Origin of the sequence: Curtobacterium sp. AB7 (assembly GCF_044909335.1) — a bacterium.
GTDB lineage: Bacteria > Actinomycetota > Actinomycetes > Actinomycetales > Microbacteriaceae > Curtobacterium.
The window spans coordinates 72,363-87,980 of the sequence record NZ_JBIYED010000008.1 but is presented as its reverse complement, the minus strand read 5'-3'; the positions used below and the strand labels follow the sequence as shown (position 1 = coordinate 87,980).

General features: G+C 73.1%; 14 protein-coding genes. 10 read left to right on the top strand and 4 right to left on the bottom strand.

Annotated features, from left to right (window positions below):
- Positions 1–17 precede the first annotated feature (17 nt).
- Positions 18–1,352 (top strand): NAD(P)/FAD-dependent oxidoreductase, encoded by a 1,335-nt coding sequence (locus tag ABH929_RS15385; protein ID WP_263091349.1) that lies wholly within the window; start codon positions 18–20, stop codon positions 1,350–1,352.
- Between the two features lie 79 nt (positions 1,353–1,431).
- Here the strand turns inward: ABH929_RS15385 and ABH929_RS15380 are convergent, their stop codons facing one another.
- Positions 1,432–2,337 carry an SDR family oxidoreductase gene (locus ABH929_RS15380; RefSeq protein ID WP_404561824.1) on the bottom strand — a complete coding sequence of 302 codons (906 nt, stop codon included), beginning with the start codon at positions 2,335–2,337 and terminating at the stop codon, positions 1,432–1,434.
- Between the two features lie 108 nt (positions 2,338–2,445).
- Between ABH929_RS15380 and ABH929_RS15375 the strand changes: the two genes are divergently transcribed.
- The 3 genes from ABH929_RS15375 to ABH929_RS15365 all read left to right on the top strand — a co-directional run bounded on the left by ABH929_RS15375 (position 2,446) and on the right by ABH929_RS15365 (position 5,537).
- Positions 2,446–3,018: a TetR/AcrR family transcriptional regulator gene (locus tag ABH929_RS15375; RefSeq protein ID WP_404561823.1), complete on the top strand. Its 573-nt coding sequence runs from the start codon at positions 2,446–2,448 to the stop codon at positions 3,016–3,018.
- 89 nt (positions 3,019–3,107) lie between these two features.
- Positions 3,108–4,340, top strand: a complete 1,233-nt coding sequence (locus ABH929_RS15370) for an acyltransferase family protein (protein ID WP_404561822.1) — start codon at positions 3,108–3,110, stop codon at positions 4,338–4,340.
- Between the two features lie 15 nt (positions 4,341–4,355).
- Positions 4,356–5,537: an FAD-dependent oxidoreductase gene (locus tag ABH929_RS15365; RefSeq protein WP_404561821.1), complete on the top strand. Its 1,182-nt coding sequence runs from the start codon at positions 4,356–4,358 to the stop codon at positions 5,535–5,537.
- Positions 5,538–5,667: 130 nt separating this feature from the next.
- Here the strand turns inward: ABH929_RS15365 and ABH929_RS15360 are convergent, their stop codons facing one another.
- Positions 5,668–6,537, bottom strand: a complete 870-nt coding sequence (locus tag ABH929_RS15360; RefSeq protein ID WP_404561820.1) for a UbiA family prenyltransferase — start codon at positions 6,535–6,537, stop codon at positions 5,668–5,670.
- Complete coding sequence (locus tag ABH929_RS15355) at positions 6,534–7,457, bottom strand: DMT family transporter (RefSeq protein WP_205463042.1); 924 nt, start codon at positions 7,455–7,457, stop codon at positions 6,534–6,536. The genes ABH929_RS15360 and ABH929_RS15355 overlap by 4 nt, the downstream gene beginning before the upstream one ends.
- A gap of 71 nt (positions 7,458–7,528) precedes the next feature.
- Here ABH929_RS15355 and ABH929_RS15350 point away from each other — a divergent pair, with 71 nt between their 5' ends.
- The 6 genes from ABH929_RS15350 (at position 7,529) to ABH929_RS15325 (ending at position 14,632) form a co-directional block, all read left to right on the top strand.
- Positions 7,529–8,377 (top strand): LysR family transcriptional regulator, encoded by an 849-nt coding sequence (locus tag ABH929_RS15350; RefSeq protein WP_404561819.1) that lies wholly within the window; start codon positions 7,529–7,531, stop codon positions 8,375–8,377.
- A 45-nt stretch (positions 8,378–8,422) separates the two neighbouring features.
- Complete coding sequence (locus ABH929_RS15345; RefSeq protein WP_404561818.1) at positions 8,423–9,235, top strand: fructosamine kinase family protein; 813 nt, start codon at positions 8,423–8,425, stop codon at positions 9,233–9,235.
- A gap of 216 nt (positions 9,236–9,451) precedes the next feature.
- The gene (locus tag ABH929_RS15340) at positions 9,452–11,593 is read left to right on the top strand and encodes an ArnT family glycosyltransferase (protein ID WP_404561817.1); all 2,142 of its coding nucleotides are present in this window, start codon (positions 9,452–9,454) and stop codon (positions 11,591–11,593) included.
- Between the two features lie 35 nt (positions 11,594–11,628).
- Positions 11,629–12,351 carry a response regulator transcription factor gene (locus tag ABH929_RS15335; RefSeq protein ID WP_308202619.1) on the top strand — a complete coding sequence of 241 codons (723 nt, stop codon included), beginning with the start codon at positions 11,629–11,631 and terminating at the stop codon, positions 12,349–12,351.
- Positions 12,348–13,922, top strand: a complete 1,575-nt coding sequence (locus tag ABH929_RS15330) for a sensor histidine kinase (RefSeq protein WP_404561816.1) — start codon at positions 12,348–12,350, stop codon at positions 13,920–13,922. The genes ABH929_RS15335 and ABH929_RS15330 overlap by 4 nt, the downstream gene beginning before the upstream one ends.
- A gap of 221 nt (positions 13,923–14,143) precedes the next feature.
- Positions 14,144–14,632: a hypothetical protein gene (locus ABH929_RS15325; protein WP_111084734.1), complete on the top strand. Its 489-nt coding sequence runs from the start codon at positions 14,144–14,146 to the stop codon at positions 14,630–14,632.
- Positions 14,633–14,671: 39 nt separating this feature from the next.
- Here the strand turns inward: ABH929_RS15325 and ABH929_RS15320 are convergent, their stop codons facing one another.
- Entirely contained in the window at positions 14,672–15,502 is an 831-nt protein-coding gene (locus tag ABH929_RS15320) for a LuxR C-terminal-related transcriptional regulator (RefSeq protein ID WP_404561815.1), read from the bottom strand.
- Positions 15,503–15,618 lie beyond the last annotated feature (116 nt).

The window sequence follows — 15,618 nt, the reverse complement described above, 5'->3', positions numbered from 1 at the left end:
CGCGCGTACCCTCGTGGGTGACCACCTCACGAACCGAAGAAAGCCGGATCAGCATGCCCCAGGACACCCGCCCGCACGTCGTCATCGTCGGCGGTGGATTCGCCGGTGTCGCTGCCATGCGCGAGCTGGCGGACGCTCCCGTCCGGGTGACGCTCGTCGACCGCCACGTCTACAACATGTTCCAGCCCCTCATGTACCAGGTGGCGACGGGCGGGCTGAACGCCGGCGACGTGACGTACTTCCTCCGTAGCCTGCGCGCCAAGCAGGACAACGCCGAGTTCCGGCACGGCCTGCTCACCGGCATCCGGACCGACGAACGCGTGGCCGAGATGTCCGACGGCGAGCACCTGCACTACGACTACCTGGTGCTCGCGAACGGCGTGAACACGAGCTACTTCGGCACCCCGGGTGCCTACGAGTACGCGTACTCGATGTACTCCCGCTCGCAGGCCCTGCGGATCCGCGACGAGCTGTTCACCCGGCTGGAAGAAGCTGCCGCGAACCAGGGCCCCGACGAGATCAAGATCGTCATCGTCGGCGGCGGCGCGACCGGCGTCGAGATGGCCGGCGCGCTCGCGGAGCTCCGCGACCAGGCACTCGAGGGGGCGTACCCCGAGCTGGACAAGGGCGCCATCACCATCACCCTCGTGCACCGCAGCGGCGAACTGCTCAAGCCGTTCGCCCCGCGCCTGCGCCGGTACGCGGCCAAGGTCCTGCGGAAGCGCGGCGTCGTCCTCCGGCTGAACACCGGCGTCTCCGAGGTCAAGACCGACGGCGTGATGACGGCCGACGGCGAGTTCATCCCCGCCTCGCAGGTCATCTGGGCCACCGGCGTCGCCGCCCACAAGGAGGTCTCGGGCTGGGGCCTGCCGCAGACCAGCGGCGGACGAATCCAGGTCGGCGACGACCTGCGCGTCAACGGCGCCGAGCGGATCTTCTCGGCCGGCGACATCGCGGCGCAGTCCGAGGCCCTCGCGCAGCTGGCCCAGCCGGCGCTGCAGGGTGGACGACACGTCGCGAAGCAGATCAAGCGTCTGCTCGAGGGCAAGCCCACCGAGCACTTCAAGTACTTCGACAAGGGCACGATGGCGACCATCGGCACGAACGCCGCGGTCGCGCAGCTGCGGGGTGGCATCACGCTCGTCGGGCCGGTCGCGTGGCTGGCGTGGGTGGCGGTGCACATCGCGTCGCTGCTCGGCAACGGCAACCGGCTGTCGACGCTGTCGCACTTCTTCGTCCGCTACCTGTGGTTCATGCGGAAGCGCGCGATCCCGATCGTCGGCGACGTCCGACCCGTGCGCCCGAACGGCGACCGCGAGCCGGAGCCGTGGCAGATGCAGAAGTCCGAGTAGCCGGCGCCGACCCGGAACGACGTGGCCGACGTCGTGCGACGTCGACCATGTCGTTCCGAGTCGGGCGGGAACCAGCCGCCTACGCGACCCGCACGCCGGAGTAGGCGCCGGTGGCGATGTCCTCGAGCAGTCCGGGGCCGGTCGGCTCCCATCCGAGGAGCTCCCGGGTGGCCTCGGAGGTGGCGGACATCTCCATGCCGAAGAACCGGCCGATGAACCCGAAGTGCGCGTCCGCGTCCGCCGGGTCGATCGAGGTCACCGGCAGCGCGAGGACCTCGCCGATGGCCTCGGCGATCGCCCGGGTCGGGATCGCGGTCTCGGCGACGGCGTGCAGCCGCGTGCCGGCCGGGGCCTGCTCGAGCCCGAGGCGGACGAGCCGGGCGGCGTCGGTGACGTGCACGGCGGACCAGCTGTTGGTGCCGTCGCCCACGTAGCCGGAGACGCCGCGCTGCCGGGCGGCGCCGACGATCGCGGCGATGAAGCCGTGGTCACCGGTGCCGTGCGTGGTGGGGCTGAACCGGGCCGCGATCGTGCGCACCCCCTGGTCGACGAAGTCGAAGCCGCGGTTCTCGCTGCCGCCACGCATGCTGTCCGGCCCGACGAAGGGGTTGGCGTCCGCTTCGGTCGAGGGGCGGCCCTGGGCGAGCCCGGCGACGCCCGACGCGAGGACGAACGGGCGGTCGGTGCCGACGAGGGCAGCGCCGATGGTCTCCACCGCGGCGCGCTCGCTGGCATTGGTGGCGGCGGCGTTCGCCCAGTCGTGCTTGTTGGCGAGGTGCAGCACGCCCTCGGCCTCGGAAGCGCCCCGGCGGATGACGTCGAGGTCGTCGAGGTCACCGCGCAGGACGGCGACGCCCTTCGCCTCGAGCGCGGCGGCCGACGCGTCGGAACGCGCGAGCCCGGTGACGGTGTGCCCGGCGGCGAGCAGGTCGTCGACGGTGTGGGAGCCGATCCAGCCGGATGCCCCGGTGACGAACACGTGCATGAGTGGTCCTTTCACAGATGTCCACGGCGTGATGTCATGAACTGACATCACCGTAGCACTCGATGTCAGCCGCTGTCATCAAGGCGTCCTGATCAGTAGACTCTCCGCATGGCTCGCTGGCAACCCGGAACGCGTGAACGACTGCAGGCGGTCGCGCTGCAGCTCTTCGCGTCCGAGGGGTACGACGGCACGACGGTCGCGCGGATCGCCGCCGAGGCCCAGGTCACCGAGCGCACCTTCTTCCGGCACTTCGCCGACAAGCGCGAGGTCCTGTTCGCCGGACAGGACGACTTCCTCGCGATGTTCGTCGACCCGATCACGGCTGCCCCGGCCGACGCGGCGCCGTTCGACCTCGTCGGCCGGGCCCTCGACGCCGCCGCCGGGTTCTTCCCCGAGGACCGCCGGTCGTGGTCGCGGGCCCGGCAGGGGATCATCGACGCGAACGCAGCGCTCGGCGAACGGGAGCTCGGCAAGCTCGCCACCCTGAAGGCACGCCTGGGCGAGGTCATGCGCGAGCGCGGCGTCCCCGAACCAGCGGCGACGATGGCCGCCGAGACCGCCGTGACGGTGTTCCACCTGTCCTTCGCACAGTGGATCGCCCCGGGTGAGGAGCGCCCGTTCGCTGCGATCGTGCACGAACGACTCGACGCCCTGGCGACGCTGGTGCACCCCGGGCGTTGAGTCGGCTCTTACCTCCCGCGCGCATCATGTGACGATCCGGCCACGGCGCGTCCCGCTGCCGTGGCCTCCCGATCGCGCAGGAGGTGCCCGTGACGACCGACGTGCTCTCGCCCGAGCGGATCCGCACGACGACCGCGCCCGGCAACGCGACGACCGCGCCCGGCCACGCCACGACCGCGCGGGGCCGGACCGACGGCGACCCGACGGGCCGGATGCCACCGCCACCGCCACCGCTCACCCACCGTGCACCCGCCCTCGACGGACTCCGGACCCTCGCGATCCTCGCCGTGATCCTGTACCACCTGCACGTCCCGCAGTTCGAGGGCGGCTTCATCGGCGTGACGGTGTTCTTCGTGCTGTCCGGCTTCCTGATCACCACGCTGCTGCTCGGTGAGCGCCGACGCACCGGTCGTGTCCGGCTGGGGTCGTTCTGGCTCAAGCGCCTGCTCCGGCTCTACCCCGCGCTGCTCGTGTTCGTCGCGGTCGGTCTGCTGTTGTGGAACTGGGTCGGTGACTACAAGGGCGCGTCGTTCTCCGCCGGCGAGGCCGGGGTCATCGCCCTGACCTACACCGGCAACCTCTTCCGCGCGTTCTGGGACACCACGCAGGGCGTGTTCGCGCACACGTGGAGCCTGTCGATGGAGGAGCAGTTCTACCTGGTCTGGCCACCCGTGCTCGTGCTGCTCGCGACGCTGCGGACCCGACGGCGCTGGCTGCTGGCGGGCCTCGGCGTCCTGGTGGTCGGAGCGTCGGCGGCGTCGTGGGCGAGCTACCGGACCCCGAGCGGCGGCGCCACCCCCGACGTGTACTTCTCGCCGGTGCTCGGCGTCGTGCCACTCGCGATCGGGTGCGCGCTCGCGCTGCTGCTCGACGACGAACGGGTGCGCGTCCGGGCAGCCGGGATCGCCGGATGCGTCGCGACCTGGCTCGGCCTCGGTCTCCTGGTGGGTGTGCTGCTCTGGATCGACGACGACTGGACGCAGCACGCCTGGACGTTCGGTGTCGTCCTGCCGGTCACGGGGTTGATCTCGGCGGTGCTCATCGGTGGGCTGGTGTCGGTGCGCTCGCCCGTCGCCACCGCGCTGAGCTGGACCCCGGTGGCGTGGTTCGGACGACGGGTGTCGTACTCGGCCTACCTGTGGCACCCGCTCGTCATCGCGCTGCTCGGCACGTTCGCGATCGGAGCGTGGGGCACGGTCGGGCTGATCGGCGTCGTGCTGCTCGTGTCGATCGGTGCCGCCTACGCGGTCGAGGTCCCGGTCGAGCGGCTCCGGCACCGGCTGCGCTCGAGCAGTGCAGCTGGACGCGGCTCGGCCGCCTGACCGTAGGCTCGGCCCGTGACCACGGAGCGCACCGACGTCCTCGTCGTCGGCGGTGGTCCCGTCGGCCTCTTCCTCGCCGCGCTGTTGGCTGCACGGGGCATCGCCGTGCAGGTGTGGGAGCGTCGTCCCGGTCCACCCGAGGGGTCGCGCGCCATCGGCATCCACCCGCCGTCCCTCGATGCCTTCGCCGTGATCGGGCTCGACGTCGCGGTGCTCGCCGAGGCGACCCTCGTTCGCACGGGCGTCGCGCGGAGCCGGGGGCGGACGCTCGGCACGCTGACCTTCGACCGCGCCTCGGACACCCACCCGTACGTCGCGACGCTCGACCAGCACCGCACCGAGTCCCTGCTGCGGGACCGGCTGGCCGCTACCGACGTTGCAGCGCTGCGCACCGGGACGACGGTGACCGCCCTGTCCCGGCACCGTGACCACGTCGACGCGGTCGGCACCGGCCCGGACGGCCAACCGGTCACCGTCCGGGCGGCGTTCGTCGTCGGGGCCGACGGTGCGAGGAGCGTCGTCCGTGACCTGCTCGGCATCGGCACCACCGGACGCGACTACCCCGACCGCTACGTGATGGGCGACTTCGCCGACCCCGAGGGCGCCGACGCCCGGACCGCCGCCCTGGTGGACGTCGGCCCCGGAGGCGTCGTCGAGTCCTTCCCCCTGCCGCACGGTCGACGCCGGTACGTCGCCCTCGTGCCGGACTCGCTCGCGTTCGCCCCGAGCGGCGCGGCCCCCGACCCGGAGACGGCGGCACGACTGGCCGCGATCGTCACCGCACGCACCGGCGTCGTCCCGGACCCGTCGTCCTGCACGATGCTCAGCGGTTTCCGGGTACGGCGCCGCGCGGCCGACCGCGTCGGGGTCGGCCGGGTCGTGCTCGTCGGCGACGCCGCCCACGAGATCAGCCCGATCGGCGGACAGGGCATGAACCTCGGCTGGCTCGACGCGGCCGAGCTCGCACTGTTGCTCGCCGCCGCCGTCCGGACCGGGGTGGCCGGACCGTGGCCCGGCTACGCCGCGCGCCGCCAGGCAGCCGCCCGACGTGCAGCCCGTCAGGCCGAGGCGAACATGGGGCTCGGTCGTCCGCTGGGTGCCGTCTCCACCATCGGACGGGAGGCGCTGCTCCGGACCGTCCTGTCGCTGCCGACCGCGGACGGCCTGGCCCGGCTCTACGCCATGCGCTGGGCCTGACGGCTCGCGCCGGCGACGAGCGGCGCGGTCCGAGCCGCGCGGGAGCGCGTCAGGCGACGAGCCGCGCGGAAGCGCGTCAGGCGACGAGCCGCGCGGAAGCGCGTCAGGCGACGAGCCGCGCGGAAGCGTGTCAGGCGACGAGTCGCGCCCCGGCGAAGCCGAGCTCGACGACGAGCACCAGGGACGACGCGATGACGAGCCGGAACAGGGTCCGCGACGCCCGCCCCGCCAGCACCAGCCGGACCCCCACCGCGGCGAGCGCCAGCACGACGACCGCCCCGACCACGGCGAGCACGACCCCGACACCGCCGACCGGATCGTCACCGAGCACCTGTCCGCCGAGCACCAGGCCGGCCGCGACCACGAGCGACCCGAACGCGACGATCCCGGCTCCCCGGAGCCCGAGGCGGTGCGGGAACCCACGGACCCCGGTGGCGGCGTCGTCGACCAGGTCGGGCAACACGTTCGTGCAGTGGATCGCGACGCCGAACACCGCGCCGGTGGCGATCGCCCACCACGCCGGCCACAGCCCCTCGGGGCCGGCGGACACCGCGACCACGGGCAGCAGCCCGAACGCGACGACGAACGGCACGACCGACCACACGGTGCGCTTGAGCCCGGCGTCGTAGGCCCACCCGGCGGCGACGAGCACCAGGTGCGCCACGGCGGCGACGGGCCCGAGGAACAGCGAGAGGACCACGGCGGCACCGGCCGTCACGAAGGCTGCCGTGCGGACCGTCTCGACCGCGATGAGTCCGCGCGCGACCGGCTTGTCGCTCCGACCGACGGCGCGGTCGCGGTCGGCGTCGATCCAGTCGTTCGCCAGGCCGATCGACAGTTGCCCGGCGACCACCGTCAGCGCGACCAGGACCACGAGCCACACCGGGTGTCCGACCGCCGCGGCGATGACGGCGGCGAGCACCGTGACCGTGACGGTCGGGCCGGGGTGGGACGAGGCGAAGAGCAGTCGCACCACGTGGGGGTCCCGGCCGGAGGTCACCCAGCCAGCGTACGGGCGGGGCGTGCCGGGCGACGCAGACTCCGCCGGCCGAGCACCCCCGAGGCCAGCGCGATGCCGAGCAGCACGACCATTCCGCCCACCGGCTCGTTCCACCGCACGCGCTCACCGAGCACGAGCACGCCGAGCGCCACGCCGACGACCGGCGTCAGGTAGGTGACCGTCGACGCCCGACCGGCGCCCCATGCCTGCACCAGGCGCGTGTTCCACGCGTAGGCCAGCCCCGTGCCGACGCAACCGAGTGCGACCATCGCGGCCACGATCCTCCCGTCCAGCTGTACCGGGCCGGTGGCGATGGCGGGCGCGACCAGCAGGAGCATGCCGGACGCCAGCGTGAGCTGCACCGTCGCGATCGTGACCGGGTCGTACGCGCTGCCCACCGCCACGCGCCGCAGGTAGGCCAGCCCGACGCCGTAGGACGCGGTCATGCCGAGCAACGCCACCTGCCCCGGGACGCTCGCCAGGACGGCCGGGTCGCCGAGCAGGTCCCACGGACCGACCAGCACCAGCACCCCCACGATGCCGACCACGATCCCGGCCACCTGCCGGCCCCGCAGTCGTTCGGAGGGCACGAGCACGGCGAGCGCCGCCAGCGTCATGATCGGGGTCGTCGCGTTGTAGATGCTCGCGAGCCCGGACGGCACGGTCTGCTCGGCCCACGCCATCAGCGACGACGGCAGGGCGTTCAGGAAGAACGCGACGACCGCCAGGTGCGCCCACACACGGGGCTCCCGCGGCCAGCGCCGACGGGTCGCGAGCAACAGCACGACGAGCGTCACGCCGCCCAGGACGGTCCGCACGGTGGCGACCTGCTGCGGTGCGAGTCCGTCGAGGCCGATCTTCGCGAAGAGGAAGCTCGAGCCCCAGGTGAGGGCGACGAGACCGTAGAGGAGGGCGTTCATGTGGCCTAGTGTCGAACCACCCACGCCCATGCGGCAAACGCATGGGGTTCATGCCGACATGAGGAGCACGCATGACCGTCTCGGTCCCCCAGCTCCGAGCGTTCGTCGCGACGCTCGACGCCGGGTCGTTCACGTCCGCTGCCTCCGTGCTCGGCGTCGGCCAGTCCGCCGTCTCGCACGCCGTCGCCGGGCTCGAGCGCGAGGTCGGCGGGCCGGTCGTCCGGCGCGGCGCGGTCGCCGTCCCGACACCCCTGGGCGACCGCCTGCTCGCCCACGCCCGCAGCGTGCTCGCCTCGGTCGACGCCCTTGAGGCAGTGGTCCGGCCCGCAACAGCGCGCGGCACCGTGCGACTCGCGGCCGTCCCCACCGTCTGCCAGGGCCTGCTGCCGCGGCTCCGCGAGCTGTGGGCGGTGACGTTGCCCGACGTCGACGTGCAGGTCTACGAGGGCGACGACGACGAGATGCCCGAGTGGCTCGAGAGCGGCACCGTGGACGCCGCCGTGCTCGTCGACCCCGCGCCGGTGCCGGCCGGTGGCGTCGTCGTCGCCCGGGACGAGATGGCCGCCGTCGTCCGACGCGACCACCCGCTCGCCGAACTGCCCGCGCTCACGCTCGACGACCTGCACGAGGACGGCCTGGTCGCAGGCGGCGGCGGGTGCGAGTACCAGATCCAGAAGCTGCACGAGCTCGACGGACGCCCCTTCCGGTACGCCCACCGTGTGCGGGAGATGAGCACCATGTTCGGGATGATCGAACGGGGCGAGGGCGTCTCGATCGTGCCGACGCTCGGCCGGGTGATGCTGCCAGCGGACCTCGTGATGGTGCCGATGGCGCGGCGACTCGAGCGGACCCTGGTGCTGAGCGGGCCGTCGTCGCGCGAGTGGCACCCGCTGGCGAGGGCGCTGGTCGACGCGGTCTGACGGCCCGCTGAACGGACGTCGACGGCCCCTCGGCAGGATGGACCGATGGCCGAGACGCACGTGAAGACCTTCACCACCCCGGACGAAGCCGCAGCCGAAGCCGCCGGGCTCCGGTGGCTCGCCGACGCCGAGGAGTCCGGCGGCACCAGGACCGCCCGGGTGCTGGACCGCCCGAGCCCGACCGTGCTCGACCTCGAGCTGATCTCCGACGGCTCCCCCACCGCCGCACAGGCCGAGCGCTTCGGACGCTCCCTCGCGCACACCCACGCCGCCGGCGCCGACCACTGGGGCGCACCGCCCGCCGGCTGGACGAAGGGCTCCGCGCTCCGGATGGGACGCTCCCGCACGCCGTTCGTCGACGCCGCGCACGCACCGAGCACCTGGGGTGCGTTCTTCGCCGAGTACCGGATCCGCGACTTCGTCCGGCGCATCGTCGACGCCGGCGGGTTCGACCACGCCCAGGCAGCCGTGTTCGACCGGGTCGCCGACCGGGTGCAGGACGGCACGCTCGGGTCGCCGCAGCCCGCACTCGTCGGGGACCATCCCGCACGGCTGCACGGCGACCTGTGGGCCGGCAACGTGCTCTGGCCGACGGACGCCTCCGAGCCGACCGGCGCGGTGCTCATCGACCCGATCGCGCACGGCGGGCACGCCGAGACCGACCTGGCGCTGCTCGGACTGTTCGGGCTGCCGCGCCTCGAGACGGTGCTCGCCGCCTACGACCGCGAGTCGCGGCTCGCCGACGGCTGGCAGGAGCGCGTCGGGCTCCACCAGCTCGCGCCGCTGCTGCTGCACGTGTTCCTGTTCGGCGGGTCGTACACGGGGGCGGCCTTGCACGCGGCGCAGCGGTACGCCTGACCTCGCACCGTGCGGGTTCTCTCGCTCGGTGCGAGGTTGCGCGCTCCGTGCGGCGCTACGACCGCGCACCGAGCGGTCAACCTCGCACGGGCCGGACGACAGCGCACGGTGCGCCGCGCCGGCCGCGCCGGCCGCGCCGGCCGCGCCCGACGTTCCTTAGGCCGCGCACAGCCGGCGCAGTGCCGCGTTCGGGGAACGCCCCGGATGCTCATCGACATGACCACGTACCCGATACCCGTGACCGATCGACGCGATGCCGCGCGAACCGACGCGCAGGATCGGCGCCGCAAGCCGCTCGCCCGCCTGTTCCTCGGCGAGCGCGAGGACGCCCGCTGGCTCCGGCCGGCGTTCTGGGCGCTCCTCGCCGTGACCGCCGTGGTGTACCTCTGGGACCTCAGTGTCTCCGGGTACGCCAACAGCTTCTACGCCGCCGCCGTGCAGGCCGGCACGAAGTCGTGGGAGGCGTTCTTCTTCGGCTCCCTCGACTCGTCGAACTTCATCACGGTCGACAAGCCGCCGGCGTCGCTCTGGGTGATGGTGTTGTCGGCCCGGCTGTTCGGCTTCTCGAGCTTCAGCCTGCTGCTCCCCCAGGCGCTCATGGCCGTCGGTTCGGTCGCGCTCGTGTGGGGCACGGTCCGCCGCACCCTCGCCCGCGTCGGCACCACCACCGCGAACGTCGGCGCGCTGCTCGCGGGCTTCGTCGTCGCGGCCACCCCGGCGGCGGCCCTGATGTTCCGGTTCGACAACCCGGACGCGATGCTCGTGTTCCTGATGACCGCCGGCGCGTACTGCACCGTGCGGGCGCTGCCGCGGGGCAGCTGGAAGTGGATCGCACTGGCCGGGGTCGCTCTCGGTTTCGCGTTCCTGACGAAGATGCTGCAGGGGCTGCTCGTCCTGCCGGCCTTCGGCCTCGTCTACCTGTTCGCCGCCCGCACCACCTGGGGCAGGCGCGTCGTCGGGCTGCTCATCGCCGCGGGCTCCCTCGTGGTGTCGGCCGGCTGGTGGGTCGTCGCCGTGTGGCTGTGGCCGGCGGAGTCCCGCCCGTACATCGGCGGTTCGACGAACAACACCGTCCTCGACCTGGTGTTCGGCTACAACGGCCTCGGTCGGATCTTCGGCGGCTCGGGCAACGGCGGCGGAGGCGGCGGCATGACCGGCGGCACCGCGGGTGGCTCGTTCGGTGGCTCGACGGGCCTGAACCGGCTGTTCTCGTCCGAGATGGGGCTCGAGATCTCGTGGCTCCTGCCCGCCGCGCTCATCGCGCTGGTCGTCGGCTTGGTCGTCGTCGGTCGTCGACACCTCGCCGATCCGGCCCGCGCCGGTCTCGTCCTGTGGGGCGGCTGGCTCCTGGTCACCGGACTCGTGTTCTCGTACATGTCCGGCACGATCCACCCGTACTACACGGTGGCGCTGGCACCGGCGATCGCCGGACTCGTCGGCACCGGCGGCGCGCTGCTCTGGCACGCACGAGCGCGCTTCGTCGGCCGGATCGGCCTCGCCGCGATGATCGGCACCACGGCCTTCTGGGGCTGGTGCCTGCTGGGCGAGAACCCGACGTGGCTGCCCTGGCTCCGCTGGGTGATGCTGGCCGGCGGCCTGCTGTCCGCAGCGCTCGTCGTGATGGGCAGCGTCCCGTCACTCCGCAAGCTGGTCACGGTCGGCGTCCTCGCGGGCACCCTGTTCGGGCTCACCGGCACCACGGCCTACGCCCTCGCCACGACGACCGTCGCGCACTCCGGTTCGATCCCGAGTGTCGGTCCGGCGGGCAGCAGCTCCGGCGGGACGGGCGGCGGTGGCACGGGTGGCATGCCGGGAGGCACGGGGGGACCCGGCGGATCGGCCGCCGGTTCCGACAGTGACGGCTCCACCACCGACGACGGCTCCCAGCAGGGTCCCGGCGGCACCCCGCCGGAGGGCATGACCGGCGAGGCGCCGGGCGACTCCGCCGGCGGCACCACCGAGGGCTCGACCGACGGCGCTCCCAGCGGTACCGGGGGCGGCATGGGCGGCGAGGGGTCGACGACCTCGTCGGCACTGCAGGAGCTCCTCGAGGCGTCCGACGCGAAGTGGGCGGCCGCCGTCAACGGATCGCAGTCGGCCGCGCAGCTCGAACTCGACACCGACACCGCCGTGATGGCGATCGGTGGCTGGTCGAGCGACCCGGCACCCACGCTCGCCCAGTTCAAGGCGTACGTCGCCGACGGGGACATCGGGTACTACGTCTCCTCCGGCTCCGGTGGCGGCGGTATGGGCGGCGGTTCGTCCACGGCCTCGGCGATCCAGGAGTGGGTCGCGGCGAACTACGAGTCGACCACGGTCGGCGGGCAGACCGTCTACGACCTGAGCACCACGAAGTGATCGACGACGAGGGCGCGGTGGATAGGCTCGCGGACGTGACCGGCCAACCGCTGCAGCGCACCGACGGCACCCCCGTCCGCGCCCTCGTCGTCGACGACGAGCACGCCCTGGCCGACGCCGTCGCCCTCGCGTTCGAGGGGGACGGCTGGGCCGTGCGGGCGGTTCACCGTGGCCGTGACGTCCTGTTCGCCGCGCGGGAGTTCCAACCCGACGTCATCGTCCTCGACGTGATGCTGCCGGACATCGACGGCTTCGAGGTGCTCGAGCGGCTCCGCGACTCCCGCGACACCGTCCGTGTGCTGTTCCTCACCGCGCGCGACGCCCCGGAGGACCGGCTCGCCGGACTCACCGGCGGCGGGGACGACTACCTGACGAAGCCCTTCGGCATCGACGAGCTGCTCGTCCGGGCGCGGATCCTCGCGCGGACCTCCGCTCGGGTCGCAGCGGTGGGCGGGAGCGCCGAGGTGGTGGTCGGTGACCTCCGCCTCGACGAGGACGCCCGCGCCGTCAGCCGTGCCGGCCATCCGATCGAGCTCACCCCGACCGAGTACGAGCTGCTGCGGCACCTGGCGCGGAACGCCAACCGGGTGCTCTCGCGGGAACAGCTGCTCGCGGGCGTCTGGGGCATGGACTTCGGGTCGTCGTCGAACCTGGTCGACATGTACGTGTCGTACCTGCGGAAGAAGCTCGACGCCGGACGCGAGCCGATGCTGCAGACCGTGCGCGGGGCTGGCTACGTCCTCCGGCCGACGACGTGAGCCGATCGACGAAGGCGATCCGGGCCCGTCCGACCCGCGCCGGACGGGTGCCGTCGTTGCGGTGGCGGGTCGTGGCCGCCGTCGCGCTCCTGCTCGTCGCGACGAACGTCGTCGTCGGAGCGGTGACCGTCGTCGCGTTCCGGGGGTACCTGGTCGACCGCCTCGACGCGGAGCTGTCGACGGCGGCGAACCGGACCGTCGGTGGCCGGGACGGTGCGGACGCGCCCACCGGCCCACCGCCCGGGTCGTCGTCGGGATCGTCGTCGGACCGCCCGGATCCGGACAACGCCTTCATCGGAGCGCCCGGGCAGTCCGCCGGCACCGTCGTCGCGATCGTCCGCGACGGCTCCGTGGTGCTCGGCGGGTACACCGACAGCGACGGCGACCAGCACGGGCTGTCGTCGGCGCAACGGAAGACGCTCACCGCGGTCGACAGCGGCGCCGACCCGGCGACGATCGACCTCGGCTCGCTCGGCACCTACCGGGTGCAGGCGGTCGGGGACGACGGCGACGTGTTCGTCACCGCAATCCCCCTCGGCGACCTGAACGCCGCCATCACCCGCCTGTTGCTCGTCATCGGGATCGTCACGGTGCTGGGCCTCGTCGTCGCGGCGTGGGCCCTCGCACTGCTCGTGCGGCGGTCCCTCCGACCGCTCGAACGCGTCGCAGCGGTCGCCTCCGGGGTGACCGACCTCGACCTCGAACGCGGCGACACCGACATCCCGGTGCGGGTCGCCGACGCCGACCTCACCGCGAACCGCGAGGTCGGGCAGGTCGGCACTGCGCTGAACCGGCTGCTCGGGCACGTCGCCCGAGCCCTGACGGTGCGCCGCGACGCCGAGGCCGGCATGCGGACCTTCGTCGCCGACGCCTCGCACGAACTGCGGACGCCGATCGCGACCGTCCGGGCCTACGCCGAGCTGACCGCGCGCTCGTCGGACCTCGACGCGATCCACCGGAACGTCGACCGGATCGGCCGCGAGGCCGTGCGGATGGGCGACCTCGTCGAGGAGCTCCTGCTGCTCGCGCGGCTCGACGCGACGGCCCTGGCGTCCGGAGCAGGGTCCGGATCGCCCGCGCCGCTCGCTGCCGCGCAGATCGACCTGACGTCGCTCGTGGTCGAGGCCACCATGGACGCCCGGGCCATCGCGCCGGGCCACCGGTGGACCCTGCAGATCGTCGACGACCACCCGCTGACCGTGCACGGCGACGCGGAGCAGCTGCGCCGCGTCGTGACGAACCTGCTCGCGAACGCCCGGACGCACACGCCGCCCGGGACCGCGGTGGTGGTGTCGTTGCAGCAGACGGGGTCGTCCGCTGATGCTGCGGCCGCTCGCCTCGTCGTGGCCAACGACGGGCCGCCGATCCCGTCGGACGCCCTGCCGACGCTGTTCGACCGGTTCACCCGCGTCGAGGCGTCGCGCATGCGCTCCCAGGGCCAGGGAACGAGCGGGCTCGGGCTGGCGATCGTTCAGGCCGTGGTGTCGGCGCACGGCGGGAGCGTGCGGGTGGCCTCCGGCCCCGGTCGGACGGCGTTCACGGTGGACCTGCCGGGGCCGCCCGCTTCGTGAGCAGAAGACGTCGAGTCCCGCGACCGGACTCGACGTCCTCTGCTCACTCGATGCGGCCCGGGCCGGAGGGTGGCACACCTTCGCGGCGCTGGACGGATCGTCAGACGATCGTCCAACGTCCGGGCCGAACGCGTGCAACCCGGCACCCGACGACGCAGGCTGGGTCCTGTCCGAGCTGGACGACCCACACGGGTCACCACCGCAGAGATGGGAACACGATCATGAACTCGTTCAAGCGCAAGTCCGTCAAGCTCCTCGCCGGCACCGCCCTCGGTGGCGCCGTCATCGCCGGGGCGTTCGTCGCGGCACCGGCACAGGCCGCTGAGCCCGCACCGAGCACCTCGGCTTCCGTCGGCGGCAACGTCAACGTGAACCTCGACCCGGTCGCGATCGTCAACGCGATCAAGGACGCCGTGAACGACCAGAGCGACCGCGGCGGCGCCGTGCAGGCCGCGCTCGACGTCGGCTACTGGAACGCCGGCAACCCCGATCGCCTCACCGTCGCGGTGGTGAACAAGAACCAGGACATCACGGTGTCCGGCGACGTCGCGGACGCGCAGTCGATCGACATCAAGGGCGGCAACTACGTCATCTACTGGTTCAAGGGCCCCGGCTCGATCACGAACAACGGTGACGGTGGCTGGCTGAACTGGGGTGCGTTCGGCAACATCGAACGCATCGACAACGTCATCCACGTGAACGGCGGCTGATCCGCCGGCACCGCACCGGCGCCCCCGGAGACCACGGTCTCAGGGGGCGTCGTCGTGCGTGGCGGGACGCTCGGCGGCCGGCTCGATCGCCGGGGGCCAGGTCCGTGCTGCACCGCGGACCTCGCGCCGTGCACGGATCCACCCCTTCACGAAGGCGACCGACACCAGCGCCGTCCGGTTCGGCGCCTTCCACGACTTCATCAGCCGTCCGAGGTGCCACGCGACGGCCTGGCGGCTGTAGGCCGTCTCCTTCGCGATCTCGTCGTTGGAGAGCCCCTGCGCGGCGAGCGCGAGCATCTGCTCCTCGGTCTCGTCGAGGCCGGGCGCACGGGCGACGAGGTCGATCTCCCCGGTGGTGACCGCCGCCGCGGACTCGACCGCCGATCGCCGTCGCTGCTGGGCCCAGGCCTCGGCCCAGCACGAGCCGAGTTCGTGGGCGACGAGCGAGGCGCGGCTCATCGCGAGCATCGTCCGGCCGGCGTGGTCGAGCGTGACGGCGTGGTCGCGGGTGGCGGTGTGCATGACGAGGGCGAAGACCCGGATCGCCGGCAGGGCCCCGCGGAGCACGACCGACACGTCGACGCGGGGGTCCTCGGCGCTCGCGGCCGCCACCGCGCGCAGCTGGGCGAGGCACTCGCGGTCGACGGGTTCACCGCGCTCGACGGCCCGCAGCGCGGCGGGGAGCACGAGCGGGACGATCTCGGCGTACCGGCGTCGCAGCCAGTCGTGGCCGTCCGGTCGGATGCCGTGCAGCGGAGGCGTGAGCAGGAGCTCCTCGAACTCCGGACACCGCTCGTCGAGCGCCAGGCCGAGCCGCTCCCCCGGGAGCAGCACCGCCGATCGTTGTGCGTCGTCGCGCTCGGTCGTCATCGTCCGTCGACCGTATCCGCGCGACACCTGTCGTGTTCGACGATGACGTGAACGGTCGCCGAACGCCGTTCTTACCGGGAGCACAGCGCACTGCCTCGGTCTGCATGTGCCCGCTG

Coding starts and splice junctions, on each gene's coding strand:
- ABH929_RS15380 (WP_404561824.1), bottom strand. CDS start 2,337: ATGCACGTGTTCGTCACCGGGGCATCCGGCTGGATCGGCTCCCACACC.
- ABH929_RS15375 (WP_404561823.1), top strand. CDS start 2,446: ATGGCTCGCTGGCAACCCGGAACGCGTGAACGACTGCAGGCGGTCGCG.
- ABH929_RS15355 (WP_205463042.1), bottom strand. CDS start 7,457: ATGAACGCCCTCCTCTACGGTCTCGTCGCCCTCACCTGGGGCTCGAGC.
- ABH929_RS15350 (WP_404561819.1), top strand. CDS start 7,529: ATGACCGTCTCGGTCCCCCAGCTCCGAGCGTTCGTCGCGACGCTCGAC.
- ABH929_RS15345 (WP_404561818.1), top strand. CDS start 8,423: ATGGCCGAGACGCACGTGAAGACCTTCACCACCCCGGACGAAGCCGCA.
- ABH929_RS15340 (WP_404561817.1), top strand. CDS start 9,452: ATGACCACGTACCCGATACCCGTGACCGATCGACGCGATGCCGCGCGA.
- ABH929_RS15325 (WP_111084734.1), top strand. CDS start 14,144: ATGAACTCGTTCAAGCGCAAGTCCGTCAAGCTCCTCGCCGGCACCGCC.
- ABH929_RS15320 (WP_404561815.1), bottom strand. CDS start 15,502: ATGACGACCGAGCGCGACGACGCACAACGATCGGCGGTGCTGCTCCCG.